Genomic DNA, 23,412 nt, shown 5'->3' on the forward strand with positions numbered 1-23,412 from the left:
GACAGCCCTCCTCGCTGATCCCGAGATGGTCCTTGCTCAACGCCGAGGTGGCGGCGGAGGACGCCCCGGGGGCGCTGGCGGAGGACGCCCCGGGGGCGCTGGCGGAGGTCGCCCCACGGGCGGAGGCGGAATGGCACGCCCCGGCGGGATGGCTCGCCCCTCAGGAGGGGGAATGACGAGGCCATCCATGCCCGCCAACCGGCCTGCCATGGGTGGGATGAACCGTCCGTCACCGGGCAATATGACCCGGCCCAACTTCGGTGGTGGTAACCGCCCCGGGCAGGGCGGCGGAGGCATCCAGAGGCCAGGATTTCCGGGAGGCAATCGCCCCGGGCAGGGCGGCGGAGGTATTCAGCGGCCAGGAATCGCGGGAGGCAATCGCCCTGGGCAAGGCGGCGGGGGAATTCAAAGGCCAGGATTTCCGGGAGGCAATCGCCCCGGGCAGGGCGGCGGAGGCATTCAGCGGCCAGGAATCGCGGGAGGCAATCGCCCCGGACAAGGGGGTGGGGGAATTCAAAGGCCAGGATTTCCGGGAGGCAATCGCCCCGGGCAGGGCGGCGGAGGCATTCAGCGGCCAGGAATCGCGGGAGGCAATCGCCCTGGGCAAGGCGGCGGGGGAATTCAAAGGCCAGGATTTCCGGGAGGCAACCGCCCCGGACAGGGCGGAGGAGGCATTCAAAGGCCAGGAATCGCGGGAGGTAATCGCCCCGGACAAGGCGGCGGGGGGATTCAGAGGCCAGGATTTCCGGGAGGCAACCGCCCCGGACAAGGCGGCGGGGGGATTCAAAGGCCAGGAATCGCGGGAGGCAATCGCCCCGGACAAGGCGGCGGGGGCATCCAGAGGCCAGGATTTCCAGGAGGCAACCGCCCTGGGCAGGGCGGCGGAGGGACTCAGTGGCCAGGAATCGCGGGAGGCAATCGCCCCGGGCAAGGTGGCGGGGGAATTCAAAGGCCAGGATTTCCGGGAGGCAACCGCCCCGGGCAGGGCGGCGGAGGTATCCAGAATCCCTGGCTCGCCGGTGGCAATCGCCCTGGCTTCGGCGGCGGGGGCATCAACAACCGCCCCTGGGGCGGCTCGGGCAACATCGGACAGATCGGCGATAACCTCGGGATCGTCTCCCGGCCCAATTATGTCAACAACAGCAGTAACTTCTTCGGTGGCGGCGGGGGCTATTCTTCGGGTTACAGTGGAGCTCCAACCATCATCAACAACAACACCAACACAAACGTGAACACCATTGCCAGAGGTGGTGGTTGGGGTGGTGGTGGTTGGGGTGGTGGTGGTTGGGGTGGTGGTGGTTGGGGCGGTGGCGGTTGGGGCGGTGGCTGGGGGGGCAACAGGGGCTGGTCCGCTCCCTTCTACGGCAATTGGTACCGCGGCAACTGGGGGGGAGGCAACGGGTTCTGGACCGGTTTCGGTGCGGGGGCGCTGACCTCCTTTGGACTCAGCTCTGCCTTCGGCGTTACGAACACCGCGCTCGGCTTCGGGGGCTTTGGCTATCCCACGACCGCCTTCGGGATGTACGACGTCTTCCCGACCTGGACCGCGAGCGGCTACACCGACTGGGGGCTGGGTTCGGTGGCCAGCGACTGGATGTACAGCGGCTACACGAACCCCTACGCCTCGACCTTGGTCGCCACTCAACCTGCGGCGACGACCGTCGTGTTCGACTACTCCCAGCCGATTAACCTCGTCACCGCGGCTCCCGATCCGTCGGTCGCCACAAGCACCGAACAGATCTTCTCGGCCGCGCGCGACGCATTCCGGGACGGCGACTACGCGCGGGCCATCGAACTGGCCGATCAAGTGATCAAGGAGACCCCCAACGTCCCCGTGGTCCACGAATTCCGCGCCCTGGCCCTGTTCGCCCTTCAGCGCTACGACGAAGCAGCAGCCGTCGAATACGCCGTGCTCACATCCGGACCGGGATGGAACTGGTCGACGCTCGTCGGCCTCTACCCCGACGTCGACACGTACACCCGCCAGCTCCGCAACCTGGAAGCGTACGTCACGGCCAACCCCACCTCTCCCTCCGGACGCTTCCTTCTGGCGGATCATTATATGATTCAGGGGCACAACGACGAAGCTCTGTCGCAATTCGAGCAGGTCACTCGGCTCCAACCCAAAGACCAGCTCTCGGCCTCATTCGTCAAGGCGCTCCGGAAACCCGCCAATCCAGAACCCCAGCCCGTCGCCGCGACCCCGGCGCCCGAACAAACACAGCCTGCAACCACGCCGTCGCCGAGCCCGAGCCCGACGCCCGCGACGGAGCCGGCCCCGACAAGTCCACCTCCGCCCGCCGCCATGGCCGGAACCTGGAAGGCTCAACCCACACCTGAGCTCTCCGTCGCTCTGACGCTCAAAGAAGATGGCGCCTTCACCTGGAACGTCGATAACAAAGGGCAGAAGCAGTCACTCGAGGGTCACGCGGAGTTCAAGGACGGTACACTCGCCTTGCTCCATGCCGACGGACCGCCACTGGTCGGTAAGGTGACACAGTCCGATCCCAACAAATTCGTCTTCGCACCCCCAGGCGCCGGAGACAAGGCGCCCGGCTTGATCTTCACGCGATGAGAAAGTCGGCCGGCCCGGCCGTTTCGCCCTCAGCCCAGGGCTATCCTCGGTTTTCGCCAAGCCGAGGGAATTACGGCCGGGCCGGCCGGGCTACTGCAAACAACCCGTTGTGGAACAACACAAGCCATCGGGTTTCTGGCCCGGTCGCGGATCATTGAAAAAAAAGTGAGGCAGCGAAGTCACGGCTGAGTCAGAGGACGGCCCACGTCATGGGAGCGGAACCACGCCAGGGTTCGCCGGAGTACGTCTTCGCGGTGTTTGGGCTGACGGATGCCGTGCCCCTCACCGGGATAAACAACCATCCCGGTGTCGACGCCTCGTGATCGGAGCGCCGAGTGAAACATCTGGCCCATCGGTAAGGGACACCGGCGGTCCTCGCGGGCGTTCAGGATCAGAGTCGGCGTGTGGACGCTCGCCGCGAACGACAGCGGGCTATGCTCATACATCGCCTGCGGCACGTCCCAAGGTCGGCCACCAAACTCCCACTCGGTCCAGCTCGGCAGGTCGCTCAAGCCCCACATCACCCCCAGGTCGGTCACCGCGTTCTGGGCCACCGCCGCCCGAAAGCGGTCCGTGTGTCCGACCAGCCAGCAGGTCATGTAACCGCCGTAGCTGACCCCGTAGACGAACTGGCGGTCGCGATCGACAAGGCCCTGATCGATCAGATCGTCGATGCCCGAGAGGATGTCCCGCATATCACCGCCGCCGAAGTCGCCCCGATCCGCGTCGATGAATCCCTGACCGTACCCGGCGCTACCGCGGAAGTTGGGCTGGAAGACGGCGTAGCCGTGCGCTGCGAGTACCTGCGCGGTGAAGTCAAAGCCCTGACCGGCCCGGCTGTGCGGACCGCCGTGTGGGTAGGCGACCAGGGCATAGGGGGGCTTGGCAACCGTCCCGGGCGGGACCGTCAGAAGGCCCTCGACCTGTCGGCCATCGCTCTTCCATCGCACCACCCGGCTCTCGGCCACGAGTCGGTCACTCAAGAATGCGTTGGCCGGTGGCATCAGCCGCCGAAGCCGTTCCTGGGCCGTCGGCGTATCGTCCTTCCCCCCTTTCTCAGCGCCGAAGTCTTTCGACCGCCGCCCCTCGCCGGACTGCAAATCGACGCGGGCGCTGGTGGTCTCGATACCCACGGCCGCTGAGTAGACCAGGGCGTCCTCGCCATCCCAGCAGTCCTCCGGCAGTGGGAATGACGGAGCCGGATGCGGCGGTTGCGAACCCAAGGGGCCATGGTGGTCGAACGGGATGCTCGTGGCTCCCCCCCCTGCCCCGAGCGTCACAACCGCGAGGTTAAAGACATCCATGTGCGACCCCTTGCGCGGAATGCTCAAGCAGGCAAGCCGCTTGCCGTCGGGCGAGAACCGGGGTGAGACCTCGGGCCCGGGTCCCGTCGTCAGCCGACGCAGACCGTGGGTGGCCACGTCGATCGCCCACAGGTCGTAGTCTTTGTTGATGCTATAACGCACCGACTCGCGGTCGGACGTCCGGTTGGCGTGGACGACCAGAGTCTTGCCGTCAGGCGACCACTGTGGGTCGCCGTACCAGACGTCGTCGCCCGTCAGTTGTTCCACGCGGTGAGCGGCTGATGGGTCGGGGGTATCGCTCAGGTCGGCGACCCAGATCCGGGCCGCGCCGTAACCGGTGTAGCCTTCACCCCCGTCGGGTCGAACGACGACGACGTCCGCGTCTCGTTCCTCGGCGGTGCGTGGGTCACGGCCGTCATCGGCGACGAAGGCCAGTCGCCGGCCGTCGGGCGAGAAAGCGAGTCGGCCGTAAAAGGTATCGTTGAAAACGCGACCATACGGCTTGTCAGGTCCGGCCAGGGGGACCGCGACCCCGCCGCCGACGGGAATCAGCCAGATGTCGGTGGCCGGGTCCGACTCAGGGGGAGCCGAAGGCGTCGGCTTCCACCCCTCGGGCCGCGGGCGGGTCGAGACAAACGCAATCCATCGGCCGTCAGGTGAAAAGACCGGCGACCGTGCATCGGGCTCCCCCGCTTCCATCGCCCGGGGCGCATCCGGTTTGCCAGGCGCCAGCCAGAGGGCATTCCGTTCCAGTCGCGACCCAGAATCGATCCACTGGCGCACGAAGACGGCCTGTTTGCCATCGGGCGCTAACCGCGGCGACCGTGGACCTTCGAACCGGTAGAGGTCCTCGACGGCCAGCAGCGACCTGGGCCGTTCGGTGGGGGAATCCGCTCGGGCGGTACGCCCAGCGACCGGAAGGCTGACCGCGAACAGGCAAAGGGCAAAGCAGACCCTTGCGAAAGTCCTGGTTGGCATCACTTTGTTGTCTCTCGTCACGCCATCAGTTCGGATTCGATCGGGTGGGCACGTCGGCGGGGGACCGGCAATGACACGCTATCCGGTCCCTCTCCCCCTCGCAACCGTCATCAAGTCCAACTGGTGGGGGAAGGAACGAAAGCTGGGTCACTCGGGCTGCCACAGGAGATGGGGGATTGAAAACAGGCGGCCGGAAGACGAAATTCCAGTTGTTTCCATCGAGAATCCTCCGCCGAGCCACCACGGACCAACCACCACAAATTCATCACCTAAAATAACAAGCATTACATAAATACACGCTCGCGTTCACACTCTATTTTTTCGTCACACCAAGGTGGCCCAGGCCTACGCCCGATTCCGATATCCGTCAGGCCCGACTATCTCGACACCACACTCGTCTCTGGATTAAGATTCGGCAAGTATTAAACAGCGAAGTCGAGGTGAACGCGGAGGTCGATCGTGCCCCAATCATCGCCAAGCCCTTGCCGCGGTCCTGAGCGGGTCTCTCGCCGGGAGATGATTGAGATCGGGTCCAGCATGGCGCTCGGCCTGGGCCTGACCGATCTGCTCCGCGCGGAAGCGGGAGCGGGAACCGCGCCTCGGGCCCGGCCTCGCGCTCGTCCCCAGGATCAGTTAACGCCGACGGCCGACTCCTGCATCCTGATCTTCTTGAATGGCGGCCCCAGTCACCTCGACATGTGGGACATGAAGCCCGATGCGCCCGCCGAAATCCGCGGCGAGTTCCGGCCGATTGCGTCGAGTTTGCCCGGCGTCCAGGTGTCCGAGCACCTGCCCCTGTTCGCCCGCCAGGTGCACCTGGGAACCCTGATCCGCTCCGCGCACCACAGCGTGAACAACGCTCACGGGGCAGCCGTCTACACCAGCCTGACCGGCCACGACCGCGGCGAAGTGGGCGGGCGTGCCAAGTCGACCGATAACCCGGCGATCGGCTCGGTCGTTGGGCTCCGCCGGCCGCCCGAGACCGGGATCGTCCCGTTCGTCGCGATGCCGTATATCACCGCCGAGGGTGCGGGGGGACCGCCTCAGCCTGGTTTCTTCGGCGGCTGGCTCGGGCGGACGCATGACCCGCTCTTCGTCCTCAAGGATCCGAACGCCCCCAACTTCGGGATGCCCGAACTCTCCCACCCGGCGGGCGTCAACCTGGCTCGGTTCACGAGCCGGAGAAAGCTGGACGATGCGCTGGGAACCCCGCAAGGGTACGAGCGTGACTCGCGGCTCCGCGACGTCGACGGTTTTCGAGCCCGGGCCTATGACTTGCTCACCGCCCCCACTGCCCAGGACGCATTCCGGATCGACCGCGAAGATCCGCGGACCCGCGACCGCTACGGCCGCAACATTTACGGCCAGAGCGTGCTCCTGGCCCGCAGACTGGTCGAGGCCGGCGTCCGGGTCGCCAGCATCTCCTGGGCGCCTGACGCCAACGCCACCTGGGACACCCACGGCAATAACTTTAAGACCCTCAAAACGACCCTGCTGCCGCAGCTCGATGCCGCGCTCTCGTCCCTGCTCGACGACCTCCAGGCGCGGGGCCGACTCGACCGAACCCTCGTCGTCGTCATGGGGGAATTCGGGCGAAGCCCCAAGATCAACCCTGCGGCCGGCCGCGACCACTGGAATTTCGGCTACAGCCTCTTTCTTGCCGGCGGCGGAATCAAGGCGGGCCACGTCCACGGGGCCAGCGACAAAATCGGTGCCCGCCCCCACCTTGACCCCGTCACCCCGGCTGAGATCATCTCCACGATCTACCAGTGCCTTGGAATTCCTGCCGACTTGCTCCTTCATGACCGATTCCAGCGCCCATTCACTGTCGTCCCCGAAGGGCGGCCAATCACATCCATCCTCGCCTGAGCCAAACTCCTCACTTGGCCCGTTGAAGATTAGGGAGAGGTTCTCCGTGCCCCCGAAGCTTTCCGCCTTCCCGAAATGCTACCTTGACGTGATCGCAGGCCAGCGATCGATGACGGTCTTCGACTGGATTGCCGAGGCCCGATCGCTCGACGCCGATGGTCTGGAGATGTACGACGGCTTCTTCACCAGCCTGGACGCCCCGTACATCGATCGCGTGGGCGACGCCATCCGCGAGGCTGGCTTCGCCATGCCCATGCTCTGCTGCTCGCCCGACTTCACCAACCCCGATGCCGAGGCGAGAAAGCAAGCTGTCGCGCGCGAGGTCGAATTGATCCAGGTGACAAGGCGACTCGGCGGGCCCGGCGCCGTCTGCCGGGTTCTCTCGGGCCAGCGGTATCCCGAAGTGGGTCGTGAGCAAGGACTGGAGTGGGTTGTTGCCTGCATTGAAGAACTGCTGCCGGTCGCTCGCGAATGCGACGTCATCCTCGGGCTGGAAAACCACTACAAGGACGGGTTCTGGAAATACCCTGAGTTCGCCCAGAAGCAGGATGTCTTCCTCGACCTGCTCGAGGCGATCCCCGAGCGACAGCATTTCGGCGTGCAGTACGACCCATCAAACGCAGTCGTGGCCGGCGACGATCCGATCGCACTCTTGCGGATCGTCGCCGATCGCGTGGTCAGCATGCATGCCAGCGATCGCTACCTCGCCGAGGGGACGACCCTAGACGAGCTGCGCCAGGCCGACGGCACGCTCGGCTACTCGCCCAACCTCCTCCACGGAGTGACCGGCAAAGGGCTGAATGATTACCCCACAATCTTCGCCATCCTGGCTGAGCAGAACTACCGCGGCTGGATCAGCATCGAGGACGGAATGAACGGAATGGACGAGATGGCCGAGTCGCTCGCGTTCCTCAGAATGATGATCAAACATTATTTTCCCAAATAACCTCAAAATCCGATCATTCACAGCGTGATCCCATACAGAATCGTGCTGCGAATGATCGAAACTCAAAACATTCGCATGCTTTACTGCGTAAACGCATCCTGACTCAGCGGCAGTTGAGTGCACCAATAGGGGAGTTTGCTCCCGGCTGGCGTCACGAGTTTGGCATAAACACTGCCGTCAATCGAGCTTTTCAGAAATCGAGCAGAGCCATCGCAAAAGACGGAGTTCACCCCTCCGGAATGGTTGCTCAAGAGGTAAGGGAACGTCCCCTCGATCGTCAGTCGGTACCCGCCATTGATATTCTCAAACGAACCATCCTGATTGGCCAGGGCCCAGCCGGGTCCGTCAGTGTCTGAGGTCGCGGCCAGCCCAGATTTCGTGCAATCCGGGTTGCTCGCAGTGCCACAAACGTTATCCGAGGCCGTGAACGTGCAAAAATTGGGTAAGGGGCACGCCCAGTTCGTCATCAGCCCCCCGGAGACCGGCGAGCCCGTGGAGCTCCCGACGAGGATGTTCTCACTCACCATTAGAGTCGCGCTTGCCCCATCCTCCAGGTGAATCGGGCCCGTTTGAACATCCCAAGGGTATCCTCCTTTTGCCGTCCCCAGAAACATGACACCCATCTTCTTGCAGGTGCTTTGGTTCAGCGCCCAATTCGTCCGTTTGCCTACGTCTGGCGCTTGCGGTCCCCAGGAGGCGATTCCCCCGTTCCCCCCCGACGGGTCACCATCGAACTTGTGCCCCGTCCAAGAAATGGGCTCGGCATGCCAGCGGGCGAAACCGCCATTGACCACATAACTGAGATTCCCCTGCGACGTCTGGATCGTCGTGTCATCCGGACAAACCAGAATATCCAAGCTCGTCGAAGACGACTTCAGGTTTGACGGCATTCCCGGCTTCGCCGTCGCTGAGCTCAAATAGCTTTGACCAGGGCTCCAGGCGTTGGCAAGGTCTTTACTGTCGATATACGGCAGGATCTCCACCACCCAGTTGGAAAGCATCGGGTTAGTCTTAGGGAGAGTCGACGGCTCAGAAATCGAGGACCAAATCCACGACGGATGTTCCCGATCCGTTGGGTCCAATATATTCACTTCGGGATTCTCTGCGAATGTTCCGGCATTGGGAAACTTGTTGAACGCATTCAGAAACCCAAGGAGCCCGAGACCAACCTGCCGGAGATTATTCTGACACTTCGCCCGCCTCGCGGCCGCCCGGGCCGAACTCACCGCCGGTAACATTAATCCGACCAAGACCCCGATGATCGCAATCACAACCAGCAACTCAATCAGCGTAAATCCACCGCGAAGACGTGAACGCATGCCATTCCCCTTTCCGTGCCTGATCGGCCGATCGCTGAACGCGACCAACACCAACCTCGAATGGGTTGTGCACCCAGAACTGAGTGAATGCATGCTAGCAAGCGACCAATCAAGAGACAACAGCTTACTTTTGAGAAATAGGGGCGTTCTTAAACATGTCGATAGGGGCTGTTCTGCCTGGCGTTCAAAAATATCCCAACGATTCAGTTCGATGGATTTTGTTCACATTCCACCGGTTAATCATCAGCTTGGGCGGGTATTACGCTTTGAAATTCTCGCGTTTGCGAACGTTCCTCGTGAGATGCAAAGTCGTCGACCTCGATTCATTGACCTCCACAACAATCAGGTAAGGCGAAGGGAGTACGACTGACTACGCAAACGTTTCCTTAGGCTACGAACGGTCACCCCTTGATGTCGCATCGCAAAAAAATGACGGCTTCGATTGGGAACATTCCTGCAGGCAGGATAGTAATGCTATGCTGATGCCACTAAATAAAATTTCAATTCGACATACTAGCAAACAATTTACCGTTTTGGGGTTTTAAGGATTTCCACGTTTTTGGATTGCATCGCGTTTGCATTGGCCGTTACAACCAGTAGAGACCCATCCCTCATAATTATGAGTCTGGAGATAGCGAATTATGAGCGCCACCCTTATCGCGGATTTCATTGATCGAGTACCTCAGGCCTTCCGTGAGGGAGACCCAACGGTGACGACCAAGGATCTGGAGGTCGACAACGTGCTGCTCCTTCAATCTTTATTTCAGGCAATTGCGCAGGGAGATTTTGCGGCATTTGCTGAACTACTGGCGGAGGATGTCAGCATGGAGATTCTTGGGACTTCGACCATTCCCTTCCTCGGGGCCTGGCAGAGCCGTCAAGAAGTGGCTGAAGCCGTTCGCACCAATTTCGCGATGATCGAGGAGCAACGCCCCATGCTGCGGTCGATCGTCGCTCAGGGAAATACCGTGGTCGTCGAGGGCTGCGAACAGGGCCGGCTCCGAGGCGCTGAACTGGATTATGATGTCCAGTGGTTTCAGTTTCACACATTTAGCGGTGGGAAGCTCGTTCGCATGCGTCAGATTGTCACGGACACCCGAAGTTGACCACACCGGACTCCGCAAGCAACGGCTCCAGATCCCCAACTCGTGAAATGAGGCGAGATCCACTCAGGAATGCGAATCCGCAATTGTCCTGACCCGAATCCACTTCCGACGAACACAGAGGCGTTGTTTCCCTTCTCGGATGTTGATCATTCGCCACGTTTTATGAGGATCAGCTCAGATCGGACCACCAATCTCAAGACTGACCTCTTGCCTCGATTCATCACTTAATGCAGAGCGGATCAAATCAACTTGACCTCGGCGAGTGAGACCGAAGGGCCCTTTGCCAAACGGATCAAGATGCTTACGAAACGCGGGTTGCCCCTGGCGAAGGAGAACCAAGGCCGCTTTGATTAGTGAGCGCAGGGCAATCATTCGGTCCACCACGTGGATGTTTCCCGAGGCATTGGCGACCAGCGCGGCAACGATCGGCTGTGTCGATTGCTCAGACTTGGCGAACTCGTCAAGGGCCGCGCGGTAGCCGGGTCGAGGAAGATCGAGCCGGCGGGCCAACTCGGCAAAGGCGGGTCCTGTCGTTTCGAGATGAGCCAACAGCTTATCTCGATCGCCTCCGGTCAGCCGCTTGAGCGCCTCGGTCTCCTCCTTTCCGAACCCAATATTGGTCCATTCCTCGTCATCGATCCGAGGCCTGGTTGTCCTGAGCTTGCCGCGGATCGACCCGAGAATGAACCGAGACTCGGGACCGATCGTGGCCGAGGCCGGTTCCGGAGGGGCCAAAACCTCGAGCCGCCGAGAAAGGTCGTCGAGCGTGGCGTGATCCCATCTGGGCAGGAGGCGGCCGAGGGTCCGGAACAAGTGTCCCTCGCTCCCCCCTTCAAGGATTCGGGCGATCAGGACGCCGCCAGTTCCGACTCGATGAGCCAGTGTCAGTCCCGCGAATAGCTCGTTGAGTGCTTCAAGGCCCTGTCCCATGCGGGTGTGCCGACGGGCGGAAAGACACGTGACCCGGATCACGCTGAGCAAACTCGCTGGCTTGAGAGGTTCCTTGTCGAGGTCATCAGGCGAGAGAACCTCGTTTTCCCAGCGACACTGACGAATCGAGGCCGCCTCTCGCATTGCTTCCAGGGCGGAACTGGCTGCTTGAACCATGGCCACCGCGCGCGGGTTATCAATCGCAATTGTTGCGGACTCACGAAGCCAATCCACATCTTCCGACAGCAAACCTTCCGCCCACGCGAACATTTTTCGGTAGGTCAGGGCAGCATTCGCCCCTTCAATTCCCTCACCACCAAAGACGGGTGGTAAACTCGGCTTGAGCCAATTGGCCAGAGTGGCCCACAACCAGGCGAAGTGAAAGTCACGACGGTTCATAAAAGCTTTCTAACATGCAGTTTTTACGAGCCCGGCACAGATAATCAATGATCGCTGAGCAACGAAGGTCAACCTCGAAAAGCCCCCTACTATTCGTCGCGATCGTCATCTTCTTCAATGAAAGAGCTCAAGTCAAAGTTCTCTTCGCATGGCACGTCCTCTCATCGTCAGAACCAGAATCGAGCACAACGTGCCCCGGGATTTAGCCTCGAGCCCAGATGCATCGACATTCGCGGAACGGGATGTCCCTCGTTCCAAACAGGATGGCGCCGCGGCTCGGCGTCGCAAGCACCTTGCATCGGGTTCCGGAAAAAAGCGGGGTCGCCACCACGATTTTTGCTTGACGACTGGCGGGTTTAGCTTGTAAAGTTCATCATTCACAATTTGGTGCGCATCTTATCCAGAGTGGCTGAGGGACGGGCCCTGCGACGCCACAGCAACCGGTCTACCAATTGGTGGATGCTGGTGCTAACTCCTGCCCCAGCGTTGTCTGAGCCGGAAACGGTTCGACACGCAGATGGGACAGATAAGATAGTCTTCGGTGATGGCGTGCCTAGCCACGTCTCTCGCCATTGACCTGCCTTATCCTCACTTCCATCATCGCTTCAGCGACTCTGGATGTCGCGCACCGGGACGCCCACTCGCTTTTATTGAGGGGTCGTTCGTCCTCGACTCTCCGCCCTTTGGACTCGTCTGAACACGAGTCGGGCCGGAGTTACAGGAGAATCGCCGGTGTCTGGAGAATTCGTCAGCGGGCTGAAGTGTCGTCTCTGCGGTAAGGTCTACCCCAAGGAAGCTCTCAACTTCTGTACCGAGGACTTCGGCCCGCTCGAAGTCGCGTACAACTACGAGGCGGTTGCGAAGTCCTTCACCAGACAGGCGATCGAATCGCGTCCCAGGACGATGTGGCGCTATCGCGAGTTGCTCCCCGTGGATGGCGAGCCCACCGTCGGCCGGCACGTGGGCGGCACCCCCTTGATTCGGGCTGATCGGCTCGCCAAGGCGCTCGGGCTCCGCGAGCTTTATATCAAGAACGACGCGGTCAACCACCCTTCGCTCTCGTTCAAAGACCGCGTCGTGGCTGTCGCGCTGTCGAAGGCGGTCGAGCTCGGGTTTGAGACGGTGGGATGCGCCTCGACGGGCAACCTGGCCGGCAGCGTCGCGGCCAACGCGGCGGCCGCGGGTTTGAATGCTTACGTCTTGATTCCGGACAACCTCGAGCAAGGTAAGGTGCTTGGCGCCACGATCTACGGGGCCAAGGTCATCGCGATCCAAGGCAATTACGACCACGTCAACCGGCTCTGCTCGCAGATCGCCTTCCGGTTCGGCTGGGGGTTCGTCAACGTCAACCTCCGCCCCTTCTACGCGGAAGGTTCGAAGTCGATGGGCTTCGAGATCGCCGAGGATATGGGCTGGCGAATTCCCGACCAGGTCGTCGTGCCGATGGCCGGCGGCAGCCTGATCGGCAAAATCCACAAGTCGTTCAAGGAACTCGAGCGGCTCGGCCTCGTCTCGGGACCGGTCAACACCAAGATGTTCGGGGCCCAAGCCACCGGCTGTAACCCGATCGCGAACACGGTCAAGACCGACGCCCTCCGGGTCAAGCCGGTCCGCAACCCCGACACGATCGCCAAGAGCCTCGCCATCGGCGATCCGGCCGACGGCTACTTCGCCTCGCAGTTGATCCGCGACACCGGCGGCTGGAGCGAAGACGTCGATGACGACGCGATCGTCGACTCGATGCGGCTCCTAGCCGAAACCGAGGGGATCTGGGCCGAGACTGCGGGCGGTGTCACCGTCGCTGTCGCTCGGAAGCTGATCGCCCAAGGCAAGATCGACCGCGACGCCTCGACCGTCCTCTGCATCACGGGCAACGGCCTCAAGACGCAGGAGGCCCTGATCGACAAGATCGCTCGCCCGGTCGTCATCAAGCCGAGCCTGGCGGAGTTCGAGGCCCTGGTCGGTGCCGAGTCGCCGGACCTGGTCGCCACCGAGGCCTGATCGCAGCCGCTCGACTCACTCCGTAGAATGAGGAAGATCGTCCGTCATCCCTTCGAGGGATCGCGGACGCCGTTCGCCATCACTTGAATATCCGCCGTGTCTCAACGCCTTTATTTCAGAGCGAAGGATAGGAACTATGCCGGTCGTCACGATCCCCACTCCGTTGCGTCCTCACACCGGCGGCCAAGCCCGGATCGAAGCCCAGGGAACGACCGTGGCGGAAGTCCTCAGCGACCTCGGATCACGCTATCCTGAATTCCAGAAGCGGATCTTCGACGGCGCTGGGGCGCTTCAACAATACGTCAACGTCTACGTGAATAATGAAGACATCCGATACCTCGACGACCTGACGACCCCTGTCGTCGAGAAGGATGTCGTCGACATCATCCCGGCCGTCGCGGGGGGCTGAGCGAACGGCTCCGGTCGGAGCCCCGATGAGGGCTGCCGGTTCGGGTGAAAACGTCGTTTCTCTGGATCCAGCCCGGATCAACGAGGAGGAATGATTATCAATCGCCTGATCCGGCAGCCAGACCAGACTTGTGTGGTCGAAGGGTTTCCTCACGCCGGCCCCAGTTGACTTTGGATGCTCCCGGCCTTCTGGTTCGCGTTCTTGACCAAGGCCAGATCCTGGGGCAGTGAACGCGGCAACGAATTGTCATCGTTCCATCTTTTAATCAAGAGCGCGCCCCCCTTTAGCGGATGACCGCGACCAGGAATTTCTCCAATGCCTTCCGACGTAGCCGACCCGCTCGATCGCTATAGCCGTCAGGTCCGTTTCCCCGCCCTCGGTGAGTCGGGGCAACGCAAGCTGATGGAGAGCCGGGTCACGATCTGTGGCTGTGGCGCCCTCGGCACCGTCCTGGCCAACCACCTGGTTCGTGCGGGGGTGGGCCACATCCGGATCGTCGATCGCGACTTCATCGAGACGCATAATCTCCAGCGGCAAATCCTCTTCGACGAACAGGACGTGGCGGACAACCTGCCCAAGGCCGAAGCGGCCGCGCGCAAATTGCGGCAGATCAACAGCGCGATCACGATTGAGCCGGTCGTCACCGACATCGACCACACCAACATCCTCGACCTGGTCGGAGACGCCGACCTGATCCTCGACGGCACCGATAACTTCGAAACCCGCTACCTGATCAACGACGCCGCAGTCAAACTCAACAAGCCCTGGATCTTCGGTGGCGTGATCGGCAGCGAAGGGCAGACGATGACGATCATTCCGGGCAAGACCCCTTGCATCCGGTGCCTGATCGAAACCAGCCCTCCGCCCGGAATGACGCCCACCTGCGAGACGGCTGGCGTGCTCGGTCCGGCGGTCGCCGTCATCGCCTCGTTCGAGGCCGTCGAGGCGATCAAGCTCCTCAGCGGTGCGCACGATGCGCTCAATACTGAGCTCATCATGGTCGACCTCTGGGAATGGTCGTTCCGCCGCCTCAAGGTCGCCGGCCTGCTGGGCAAGGTGGACTGTCCTTGTTGCAACCAACGCAAGTTCGAGTGGCTCGACGGCGCTCTCGGCTCGCACACGACAACCCTCTGCGGGCGAAACGCCGTGCAAATTGCGACCCGCCGCTCCGAACCGCTCAACTTCGTCGAGATGGCATCGCGACTTGCCCCCTTGGGCGAGATCCGGCACAACGCGTTCATGCTCCGGTTTGCCACCGAAGGCCATGAATTCACCGTCTTCCCCGACGGCCGGGCCATCATCAAGGGAACCAACGATATCGCCAAGGCGCGCACGCTCTACGCGCAGTTCGTCGGCAGCTAAGTCTCAGTGGTGCATCCGTCAGGCTCATGGATGTCGAGGATTGAGTCGAGCCAGACCCACACGACCGGCCCCTTGCCTCAATCAATCGGGATCGGTGCGAGTCCGAGGGATTGTCAGGGGCCGAGGAATTTACGGCCGTGCTACGGGTTGTGGCTCACCTCAACGGTTGGACATAGTCTTCCTTTGATTTGTGTGCTCGCCGCTGGGTGCTCTTCCGAAAAATCAAGGAAAACCGTGACCAACCGCTTGGCGGAATCCACCACCACGGCTTCACTGCAAATCCAGACAAGGATTCGACCGTCATGAGGTCTTGGCTCGGTCTTGACGGTCACCCTTCCGGGACCGCGACGAACCCGCTCATGGGGGAGGCCTCCTCGACGTTCTTCTCCTGATTTCCCAGAATCATCCCAGCCAATCTCTTTTCTCTTTTGCGCAGAAATATGTCTCTGTGGTGTAAGCCCTCCTGAGATCGGATCCGATCATGATCTACCTCGACAACGCCGCCACGAGTTTTCCGAAGCCCGAGCCTGTGTATCAGGCCCTTGACACGTTCGCCCGGACGAGCCTGGCCAATCCTGGGCGGGCCGGGCATCGGATGGCCGTCGCCGCCGAGCGGACGTTGGATGACACGCGGCACGCCCTCAACCAGTTCTTCCGCGGCGAGAGCCCCGACCGCTGGATCTTCACGCTCAACTGTACTGATGGGTTGAACCTGGCGATCAAGGGGAGCGTGAAGCCGGGCGATCATGTCATCACGTCGGATCTGGAGCATAACTCGGTCAGCCGGCCGTTGCGGGCGCTCGAGAAGGCCGGAGTGATCTCGTTGACTCGGCTCGCTTCGGATGGCGGCTATCTCGATCCGGAGGCCGTCCGCAAGGCGCTTACGCCGAAGACCTCGCTCGTGGCCTTGACTCACGCCTCGAACGTCCTAGGCACCGTCCAGCCAATCGAAGCGATTGCCCCGATCGTCCGTGAGGCGAATGCCCTGTTCCTGGTCGACGCCGCACAATCGGCCGGCGTGGTCGCAATCGACCTTCGGGCCACGCCGATCGACTTTCTCGCATTCCCAGGGCACAAGTCGCTCTACGGACCGACCGGCACGGGGGCCCTCTACGTCGGTTCCCGGGCCAACCCTCGCCCCTGGCGCGAGGGAGGCACCGGCGGTGATTCGTCGAGCGAAACGCAGCCTACCCTCTTCCCTTACCTGCTCGAAGGGGGAACCCCCAACGTGCTGGGAGTCGCGGGGCTCGCCGCCGGCGTCGCCTGGGTCGCCCAGCGGGGGGTCGAGGAGATCCGCAAACATGAGGTTGCGTTGCTCCAGCGCGTCGTCGATTGGGCCGAGGGCACGGAGGGGTGGCAAATCTCCGGGCGCTGGAACCCCGGGTCGCACGTCGGAGCGCTCTCGCTCGTCGTTCCCGAGACGCTCACGCCCCAAGACTTCGGCTCGATCCTCGACACGAGTTTCGAGATCGCCGTACGACCCGGCCTCCACTGCTCTCCTTATATCCACCGCGCCCTGGGCACCTTCCCGGACGGCACCCTCCGTGTCAGCCCCGGTCCGTTCACCACGGACGAGGAGATCAGCACGTTCCTGAACGCCCTGACCGAGATCACCGCGGGCGTTCTTTGACCCCAGCCGGCTGCGCCGGTTCGACCACGATCGGCTTCGAGGATTCGGGCGCCGGTTGAGTCGAACCGCTCGGCTTGTCTGAATCGTTCGACGTCCCCTTGGCTGAACCGGCCGCCGGCACGGTCGGGGGCAACGTGGGAGGGGCCAGGAACGGCATTGCGGTCTTGCGATGCCCTCCTTTCAAATGGAGGACGACCGGGTCCGGCGTCTTGCTCACCCGGATCGTCTTGGTCTCCTTCTTCTCGTCGGTGGTCCCTTCGTGGGTGATGAGTTCAAGGGTCGCCTCGAGGGCGGGCTTGTCCGGGTTGTTATAGATCGTCTCAATCTTGATGGTGTAATCGCCGTCGAAGCCGCGGGGGCAAACGTAAACGCTCTCCGGATGCGTGCCGTACCCAAGTTTAATGATCGCGCCCCCGAACACGGTTCGCGGCATGACGTCGCTTGCGGTGGCACCAAGCGGTTCTTCCACCATCAACCCGAGACTGGCATCACCCGTCCAGGTGAGTCTGACGAAGACATCGCGATACTCTGCCGCAGCCACACGAGCGAGCAGGGTCTCGGCTTCGGGGGATCGCCCCTCCTCCCGCAGGCTCTTGGCCAGGGTCTCGGCCTGCTGTCGGGCTTCGGGGCGGATCCGTTCGTCGAACCCGGGCCAGCCCAACGCAAAGAGCTTTTCGATGGCCATTGCCATACGTTCCGGAGTCTTTGTCTTCTGAGCCAGGTTGATCATCATGATCAAGGGCTCGGACCGGTGCGGGATCTTTTCGGCCGCCTCGTCCAGCAGTTTTCCAACCCGATCGTATTCGCCGTTCAGAAGCATCAAGTCAGCCACACTCACAAGGTGGTTCGGGTTGTGACTCCGCTCCGCCATGTCGGCCGCAAATCCAAGGGCGATCTTGAAGTCCTTCTCGGGCCCCTTGTTCATCTTGATCGCGAGGGCGAGCGCCTCGTACATCCAGGGCTCGGCATGCTTGCTGTGATAGGTCAGGTAGCCCCTGAGTACCGCTTCAACGTCCTGGCTCTTCTTGTTGACGTTCAGAAGAGTCACTTTATCCTTCAGGTCCTTGGACGTTTCGGTGTGCGTTCGGTAGTAGTTCTTCCAGTATTGAGCCGTGCTCGCCGACCGTTTTTGGGTCGTCACGCTCCCCTTGGGCGCGGGGGCGATCGGGATCAAATGGGAAGGGGCGTCGGTAGGCTTCGCGGGGACGATCGTCAGGGGGGCATCGCGGTTCGGTTTGCCCGTCGAAGTTCGCGGCGAGGAAACGCCACCGGGACCAGGTGACTTGACGCCACGCTGGTCCCGGGAAGGTTGAACCGTTGAGGAAGGCTGGGCCGCCTCAATTAGCTGCTTTTTTTTTGCGAGAAGGCACCGGCCGGTTCGGCTGACTTCGCCGGATCGGTCGCGGGAACGGACATCATGCCGCCCATGCCACCCATCCCGCCGCCCATGCCGCCGCCCATACCACCGCCCATGCCACCCATCATACCACCGCCCATACCGCCGCCCATGCCACCCATACCACCGCCCATACCGCCACCACCGCCGCCACCCATGAGCGAGAGCGGGATGATCGCGAGGTCGGCCACCGGGTAGACCCGGATCTCGGTCGGCTGGTCTTCCGAGTCTTCATTGGTGATCGTCAGCAAGCCGTCCTTGACCGTGTAGGTCAGGCCGAGTTGCTTGAGCATCAGTCGAAGCGTCGTCTTGAGCGGCACACCTTCCAGGTCCAGGGTCACGGTCGAAGTCATCGTCTTCTCGGCCTCTTGAAGGCCGACCGGGTCGACGTAGATCGGGATCCCATTGTCGTTCGCGCCCGTGGTTGCGCTCTTGATGTACTTCAGCACGTCTTCGAGCGGGGTCTCGTTGCCGAACCCCATCGAGATCGGGTCATCCAGCTTGGCCAGGATCGACTTCGTCTTCGGGTCTCGGTCGAGCAAGTCGACCGCGCGGCCGTAGCGTCGAATCCGTCGTTCCGACAACACGCGCCACTGGTCGGCGTCGGGATACTCGAGCGTAATCGTGTCGGGGAAAGGCACCGCGGCGCGATCCACATCCTGCAGCGAGAGCATGAAGCGGAACTCTTTGAGCTGCTCGAACGCCAGCTCCTGGGCCAGGAAGCCCACCGTCTCGGCGACGAACACGCCTGCGCGGGGGGTCGGATCGTTGGGGACCAATGCCCGCGCCTTCTGGGCCAGCATCCGCGCCTCGTAGAAGGGGGCGGTGGAGGCCACGATGTCTCCCAGGCCGCCGTTGTAGAGGATGTTGTAGGTCCCCTGGGCCATGAGACTATCGAACTGGAGCATCATCACGCTGACGGTCGCCTGGTTGCGTTCGACGAGGTCGAGCGCCCGGATCCGCTGCTCGGCGGAGGCTTCGCGACGGAGCCGCTCGGCCTGCTCCTGGACGATCCGCTCTTCGGCGCGGACGGTGGAGAGGATCTGCGACTGAATGCGTCGATCGAGGTCGTTCCGGACCGCTTCGGGGACGTCGGTGGCGGAGCGAGCCACGGTCTGCGCCAGGCGGAGCGTGGTGAGCGCGGCCTCGGGCTGCCCGGCGTTGACCAGGTCACGAGCCGCCTGCAAACGCTGGTTGATGTCGGCAACGAGCTGCTGGCGAACGATGTCGGAGATGCGGGCCGTTTCCTCGAGCGTGGCCTGGGGCTGGCGGTCGGCGGCGGGTTCAGTGCCGGCCGGGAGCGGTACCGCAGGGGGCGCCTCGGCGGCGGGGGGCTCGGCGGCAGGAGGCGCGTCCGCTGGGGCCTGGAATGCGACCTGGATCTGGGCCAGGGCTCGCTTGGCTTCGTTGTTTTGGGGATCGAGCTCGAGCGCCTTGCGGTAGAAGTTCGTCGCTTGCTCGGTCGCTCCCTGTGCAAGCGCCTGCTGGCCGAGCTCGGCGAGCTGCTTCGGCAAGGGCATCGTGTCGGCGGCTCGCGACGTGATACCGGTTAGGAGCAGGCCGCTCAACGTCAACGGCCCGAGACCTTTCCACATCCTCGCGGTTTGGGACATGATTGTTCGTCTCCAGAAGGGGATCCCGGCTTTACGTCCGGTACGAGCGTGGGGATGCGTCATTTTAATCAAAAGAGAACGACCGTGACTCGGCAAATCGGTTCGATTCCACCTCTGATGGCCAGCAAGAACGGCGAATGCTCACCGAAAGCAGGCATGACCAAAATCAACTCGAGAGCTCGGCTGCGAGCGTTCTCCTACGGTTTCTCTTATTATGCCACATAGAACACATCGAGGCACAAGTCATGCCCTTGCTCCAAATCTGGGCGACCCAAAATCGCGAACCGGCCGCTTCGCGGCGCAACGATGCGAATTCTCAACGCGATGATTTTCGATCGCCTTTGACAGTGTTAGAGGGATGTTCTATCAACAGTTAGAGCCATTCCCGATTCGTCACTCAAGTGTAGTGTGAGGGTGCGACTGCTGACGGACCTGGTCGATTCGACCCCGCGGGCACTCATCGAATTATCTCGAATCGGTGAGTCGCCTCGAGCGAGATCGCAACGACCACGTCCCAGTCAGGGAGGAACCGAGAACTGGTCATGCCTGATCGCCCTAAGAAAAAGACGCCGCCGAAGGCGAAGAAATTCGATTCCTCCTCCGTACCCGAGGACGCAATGCTCCACGACCGCCGTGGCGGGCCCTGGCGGCGCAACCAAGGGGGCGCGGACGCTCTGGCGAAATCGACGAATCCGGATCGTAACCCAGCCGAGCGGCAGGTCAAAAAAGAGCGACGCAAGCGAGTCGATCCGACCACCTTCGAGAAGCAGTATACGGACGACGAGATCGAGTTCATGAATGCGATGCAGCACTTCAAGATGCAATCGGGCCGATCGTTTCCCACCTATGGCGAAGTGCTCAAAGTCGCGAACGAGCTCGGTTATCGCAAAATGCTCGCGTTCAACCTGATCCAAGGCATTGACAATCCCACGGCTCGCTCGGAAGGGTCGAACGAGTCCTCGCCGAAAATCACATGACACCACGTCCTTTGCGGCCGTTTCGAAAAGCAAGAACGACCCGGCGCCATGCAGGCTCCGGGTCGTTACCCTCTCCTCGAGCGATTGAGCTGTCAGCGTGAGATCGTGACGACGGCAGGACCGTGGATCAGGCTTGCCCAGGCCACGACCGCTTCACGGGTCAGGCGAACGGCATTCGTCAGTTGATTCTCGCTTCGGTCGACCTCGGCAGCAGCGGCGGCGGTCGATTCTTGAACCCTGTCGGCGATCCGATTCAAGGCGTAAGTCTCGTCCGTGCCGAGGTCTTCGCTCATTTCGAGCGGCTCGTCACTCGAAGCCCGTGCCGTGGCGACCAACGCGGAGGTATCACGGTCGAAGCGGATCACCGTGGCTTCGATCACCTCCTCGAAAACTAGGTCGAGGTCCGTGCTCAGGTTCGAGCTGGCCAATTCGACCGGCTTGTTCCGATTTGTCGCTTCCGCCCAACCCTCGAATACAAGTTCGGTCAGGTCGGTGTGATCCAACGACTCGTCGCCGATGATCGCGACAGGTTCGGTGGGAAGCTCGAGGTCAATCACGATCGATTTCGACGAGTCCAAGGCCGCCAACTGAGCGCCGCTCTTGATGGATTGGTCCGTCTCACGGGTTTCGCCCGCAAGCGCGTCTTGAGCGAACAAGGCGACCGAATCATTGAGAGCCACGGCAAATTCCTCGTCCGAGACGAGTGGACGTGCGGGGGCGACCACGGACAGTGCGGCCTCGGCAGGGTCAACGGCGAAAACGTACGCCCCCGAGTCAGCCAAAGTTTCCGTGTCCCATTCAGCAAGGCGGTCATTCGCCCAGTGTTGCGCGGTACGGGCCATCGTATCTAGATCGCGTCGAGACGGCATGCTCAAAGCTAGCCCGGCGACAAGGCCGACCAGGACCAGGCGCAACACCATCGGTCGTTCTCCGCGATATCGTTGTGTCGTCATTGCAGTTTGATCCGTTCAATGGGGTCGTCTGATGTCATCCGTGGTGACCCATTGATCCTTCGGTGTCAAATAGTATCGACAAGGAAGACTCGAACCTTTAGCGATTCCAGGTCATCTGGAAGGTTCAGATAAAGAATCCTGGCCGGGTAAGCCAGAGCGTGGGGCAGGCGGAGGGATGGTAGCGATTTCGCGTTGCTCGACGGGGGGAAATCCGTAGGATGACGATGGGTTCCGAAAGAGATAGCGATGAAGTCGATTCGATCCAAAGGAGTGGACTGCGATGGGCAAGACGGTCCTGGTGACAGGTGCGGGGGGATTCATTGGGAGTCACCTGACCGAACGTCTGGTCCGTGATGGCCACACCGTGCGGGTCTTGACCCGGTACAACGGCCGGGATGAGCGCGGCCATCTCGATGGACTTCCTTCAGAGATCGTGGGAGCACTGGAAGTGCACCGGGGTGACCTGAAGGACCCGGAGGCGGTCCGCAAAGCCGTTGAGGGGCGAGCCTGGGTGTTTCACCTAGGGGCGCTGATTGCGATCCCTTACTCGTACCAGAACCCGTACGACGTGGTGCAGACGAACGTCCTTGGCACCGCCCACGTGCTCGACGCTTGCCGTTCGAGCAGCGCCCTCGAGCGGGTCGTACTGACGTCGACGTCCGAGGTGTACGGGACCGCGCAGTTCGTACCGATTGACGAACGCCACCCGCTACGGGGGCAGTCCCCCTATGCCGCCACGAAAATCGCCGCCGACGCATTGGGTGAAAGCTACCACCGCGCGTTTGGGTTACCTGTCACGATCCTCCGACCGTTCAACACGTTCGGACCGCGCCAGTCGGCGCGGGCGATCATCCCGACCATCATCAGTCAGGCTCTGACGCGCCCGTTGATTCGACTGGGGAGCCTGGACCCCCGCCGCGACCTCACCTACGTCAAAGATACGGTCTCAGGGTTCGTGGCCATCGCCAAATGTGACGCAGCAATCGGCCAAGCGGTCAATATCGGCCGTGGTGACGACGTCTCCATCGGTGAGTTGGTCGAGCGGATCGCCGCGCGACTCGGGACACCGATCCAGGTCGAGACCGATTCCGAACGGGTCCGCCCCGCCGCCAGCGAGGTCGGCCGACTCCTGGCCGGGACGAACCTCGCCAAAGAGCTTTGGGGCTGGTCGCCGCAATATTCACTCGACGAGGCGCTCGATGAGACGATCGCCTGGATCCGCGACAACATCGCCCGATTCCGGGTCGATGCGTACACGACCTGACACTTCGTCGTTGACGATCGGCGGGCGGGCCACATCGCGCGGATTACGCGATCACAAGGCCCGCTCCTCGACCACCGCTCGGCTCTGGCTTCAACGCCCGATCGCGCTCGCACCGTCCTGCTTCAACCAGACCGACTTATCATCAATCTCGGGGGGCAACGATCGTCCAGTTCGAAGCTGACAGGCTGGGCAATCCGTCGGGTGCCCTTCGAAACCCCTCTGGCTCGACTCAAGCGGCGGCGTTGTTTCCGGCCGTTCCACCTGTGCAGCGACGGTGAAAATTGCGCCTGAAATGAGCGCAAACCAAACCACTCCATTGCAGACACTACGCATGAATATCCTCAGAATCCTCTAGCCAATTGGAAAGGGCAAATCGGGGGG

Annotated in this window: 17 protein-coding genes and 1 riboswitch; of the genes, 11 read left to right on the top strand and 6 right to left on the bottom strand. The window is 62.0% G+C overall.

From position 1 onward, the window contains the following. Positions 1–32: 32 nt before the first annotated feature. Together V5E97_RS21225 and V5E97_RS21230 are read left to right on the top strand one after the other, a co-directional pair. On the top strand, positions 33–176 hold the full coding sequence (locus V5E97_RS21225; protein WP_406693527.1) for a hypothetical protein: 144 nt from the start codon (positions 33–35) through the stop codon (positions 174–176). After that, a complete protein-coding gene (locus V5E97_RS21230) occupies positions 173–2,575 on the top strand; it encodes a tetratricopeptide repeat protein (RefSeq protein WP_406693528.1) in 2,403 nt (800 codons plus the stop codon). Before V5E97_RS21225 ends, V5E97_RS21230 begins: the two co-directional genes overlap by 4 nt. A 179-nt stretch (positions 2,576–2,754) precedes the next feature. On the opposite strand, the gene V5E97_RS21235 is transcribed toward V5E97_RS21230, so the two are convergent. Then, complete coding sequence (locus V5E97_RS21235; protein ID WP_406693529.1) at positions 2,755–4,857, bottom strand: S9 family peptidase; 2,103 nt, start codon at positions 4,855–4,857, stop codon at positions 2,755–2,757. A 516-nt stretch (positions 4,858–5,373) separates the two neighbouring features. On the opposite strand from V5E97_RS21235, the gene V5E97_RS21240 reads away from it, so the two are divergent. Both V5E97_RS21240 and V5E97_RS21245 read left to right on the top strand, forming a co-directional pair. Further along, a complete protein-coding gene (locus V5E97_RS21240) occupies positions 5,374–6,726 on the top strand; it encodes a DUF1501 domain-containing protein (protein WP_406693530.1) in 1,353 nt (450 codons plus the stop codon). A 46-nt stretch (positions 6,727–6,772) separates the two neighbouring features. After that, positions 6,773–7,672: a sugar phosphate isomerase/epimerase family protein gene (locus V5E97_RS21245; protein WP_406693531.1), complete on the top strand. Its 900-nt coding sequence runs from the start codon at positions 6,773–6,775 to the stop codon at positions 7,670–7,672. An 80-nt stretch (positions 7,673–7,752) separates the two neighbouring features. On the opposite strand, the gene V5E97_RS21250 is transcribed toward V5E97_RS21245, so the two are convergent. Further along, entirely contained in the window at positions 7,753–9,084 is a 1,332-nt protein-coding gene (locus V5E97_RS21250) for a DUF1559 family PulG-like putative transporter (protein WP_406693532.1), read from the bottom strand. A gap of 548 nt (positions 9,085–9,632) precedes the next feature. On the opposite strand from V5E97_RS21250, the gene V5E97_RS21255 reads away from it, so the two are divergent. Further along, entirely contained in the window at positions 9,633–10,097 is a 465-nt protein-coding gene (locus V5E97_RS21255; protein ID WP_406693533.1) for a nuclear transport factor 2 family protein, read from the top strand. A gap of 174 nt (positions 10,098–10,271) precedes the next feature. Here the strand turns inward: V5E97_RS21255 and V5E97_RS21260 are convergent, their stop codons facing one another. Then, the gene (locus V5E97_RS21260; protein WP_406693534.1) at positions 10,272–11,426 is read right to left on the bottom strand and encodes a hypothetical protein; all 1,155 of its coding nucleotides are present in this window, start codon (positions 11,424–11,426) and stop codon (positions 10,272–10,274) included. Positions 11,427–11,819: 393 nt separating this feature from the next. After that, a riboswitch (SAM riboswitch) is annotated at positions 11,820–11,959 on the top strand. A gap of 199 nt (positions 11,960–12,158) precedes the next feature. Here V5E97_RS21260 and thrC point away from each other — a divergent pair. The 4 genes from thrC (at position 12,159) to V5E97_RS21280 (ending at position 16,828) form a co-directional block, all read left to right on the top strand. Next, positions 12,159–13,427: a threonine synthase gene (gene thrC / locus V5E97_RS21265; RefSeq protein ID WP_406693535.1), complete on the top strand. Its 1,269-nt coding sequence runs from the start codon at positions 12,159–12,161 to the stop codon at positions 13,425–13,427. A 136-nt stretch (positions 13,428–13,563) separates the two neighbouring features. Then, the gene (locus V5E97_RS21270; RefSeq protein WP_406693536.1) at positions 13,564–13,836 is read left to right on the top strand and encodes a MoaD family protein; all 273 of its coding nucleotides are present in this window, start codon (positions 13,564–13,566) and stop codon (positions 13,834–13,836) included. Between the two features lie 315 nt (positions 13,837–14,151). Beyond that, positions 14,152–15,198 carry a ThiF family adenylyltransferase gene (locus tag V5E97_RS21275; RefSeq protein ID WP_406693537.1) on the top strand — a complete coding sequence of 349 codons (1,047 nt, stop codon included), beginning with the start codon at positions 14,152–14,154 and terminating at the stop codon, positions 15,196–15,198. A 481-nt stretch (positions 15,199–15,679) separates the two neighbouring features. Next, positions 15,680–16,828 carry an aminotransferase class V-fold PLP-dependent enzyme gene (locus V5E97_RS21280; protein ID WP_406693538.1) on the top strand — a complete coding sequence of 383 codons (1,149 nt, stop codon included), beginning with the start codon at positions 15,680–15,682 and terminating at the stop codon, positions 16,826–16,828. Here V5E97_RS21280 and V5E97_RS21285 read toward each other — a convergent pair. Continuing rightward, positions 16,809–17,969, bottom strand: a complete 1,161-nt coding sequence (locus tag V5E97_RS21285; protein WP_406693540.1) for a tetratricopeptide repeat protein — start codon at positions 17,967–17,969, stop codon at positions 16,809–16,811. The two genes, V5E97_RS21280 and V5E97_RS21285, sit on opposite strands and share 20 nt — an antisense overlap. A 200-nt stretch (positions 17,970–18,169) precedes the next feature. Further along, a complete protein-coding gene (locus tag V5E97_RS21290) occupies positions 18,170–19,837 on the bottom strand; it encodes a hypothetical protein (RefSeq protein ID WP_406693541.1) in 1,668 nt (555 codons plus the stop codon). A gap of 542 nt (positions 19,838–20,379) precedes the next feature. On the opposite strand from V5E97_RS21290, the gene V5E97_RS21295 reads away from it, so the two are divergent. Next, the gene (locus V5E97_RS21295) at positions 20,380–20,814 is read left to right on the top strand and encodes a hypothetical protein (protein WP_406693542.1); all 435 of its coding nucleotides are present in this window, start codon (positions 20,380–20,382) and stop codon (positions 20,812–20,814) included. Positions 20,815–20,906: 92 nt separating this feature from the next. Here V5E97_RS21295 and V5E97_RS21300 read toward each other — a convergent pair whose 3' ends face one another. Next, positions 20,907–21,767 (bottom strand): hypothetical protein, encoded by an 861-nt coding sequence (locus V5E97_RS21300; protein WP_406693543.1) that lies wholly within the window; start codon positions 21,765–21,767, stop codon positions 20,907–20,909. Positions 21,768–22,047: 280 nt separating this feature from the next. On the opposite strand from V5E97_RS21300, the gene V5E97_RS21305 reads away from it, so the two are divergent. After that, positions 22,048–23,031 (top strand): GDP-mannose 4,6-dehydratase, encoded by a 984-nt coding sequence (locus V5E97_RS21305; protein WP_406693544.1) that lies wholly within the window; start codon positions 22,048–22,050, stop codon positions 23,029–23,031. Positions 23,032–23,412 lie beyond the last annotated feature (381 nt).

It is taken from the genome of Singulisphaera photorubra (assembly GCF_045290345.1).
Classification (GTDB): Bacteria; Planctomycetota; Planctomycetia; order Isosphaerales; family Isosphaeraceae; genus Singulisphaera.

Bases quoted from the DNA above. Each gene is read 5' to 3' on its own strand.
- V5E97_RS21230 (WP_406693528.1), top strand. From the start codon at position 173: ATGACGAGGCCATCCATGCCCGCCAACCGGCCTGCCATGGGTGGGATG.
- V5E97_RS21235 (WP_406693529.1), bottom strand. From the start codon at position 4,857: ATGCCAACCAGGACTTTCGCAAGGGTCTGCTTTGCCCTTTGCCTGTTC.
- V5E97_RS21240 (WP_406693530.1), top strand. From the start codon at position 5,374: ATGATTGAGATCGGGTCCAGCATGGCGCTCGGCCTGGGCCTGACCGAT.
- V5E97_RS21250 (WP_406693532.1), bottom strand. From the start codon at position 9,084: ATGCATTCACTCAGTTCTGGGTGCACAACCCATTCGAGGTTGGTGTTG.
- V5E97_RS21255 (WP_406693533.1), top strand. From the start codon at position 9,633: ATGAGCGCCACCCTTATCGCGGATTTCATTGATCGAGTACCTCAGGCC.
- V5E97_RS21260 (WP_406693534.1), bottom strand. From the start codon at position 11,426: ATGAACCGTCGTGACTTTCACTTCGCCTGGTTGTGGGCCACTCTGGCC.
- V5E97_RS21270 (WP_406693536.1), top strand. From the start codon at position 13,564: ATGCCGGTCGTCACGATCCCCACTCCGTTGCGTCCTCACACCGGCGGC.
- V5E97_RS21275 (WP_406693537.1), top strand. From the start codon at position 14,152: ATGCCTTCCGACGTAGCCGACCCGCTCGATCGCTATAGCCGTCAGGTC.
- V5E97_RS21280 (WP_406693538.1), top strand. From the start codon at position 15,680: ATGATCTACCTCGACAACGCCGCCACGAGTTTTCCGAAGCCCGAGCCT.
- V5E97_RS21290 (WP_406693541.1), bottom strand. From the start codon at position 19,837: ATGTCCCAAACCGCGAGGATGTGGAAAGGTCTCGGGCCGTTGACGTTG.
- V5E97_RS21295 (WP_406693542.1), top strand. From the start codon at position 20,380: ATGCCTGATCGCCCTAAGAAAAAGACGCCGCCGAAGGCGAAGAAATTC.
- V5E97_RS21300 (WP_406693543.1), bottom strand. From the start codon at position 21,767: ATGACGACACAACGATATCGCGGAGAACGACCGATGGTGTTGCGCCTG.
- V5E97_RS21305 (WP_406693544.1), top strand. From the start codon at position 22,048: ATGGGCAAGACGGTCCTGGTGACAGGTGCGGGGGGATTCATTGGGAGT.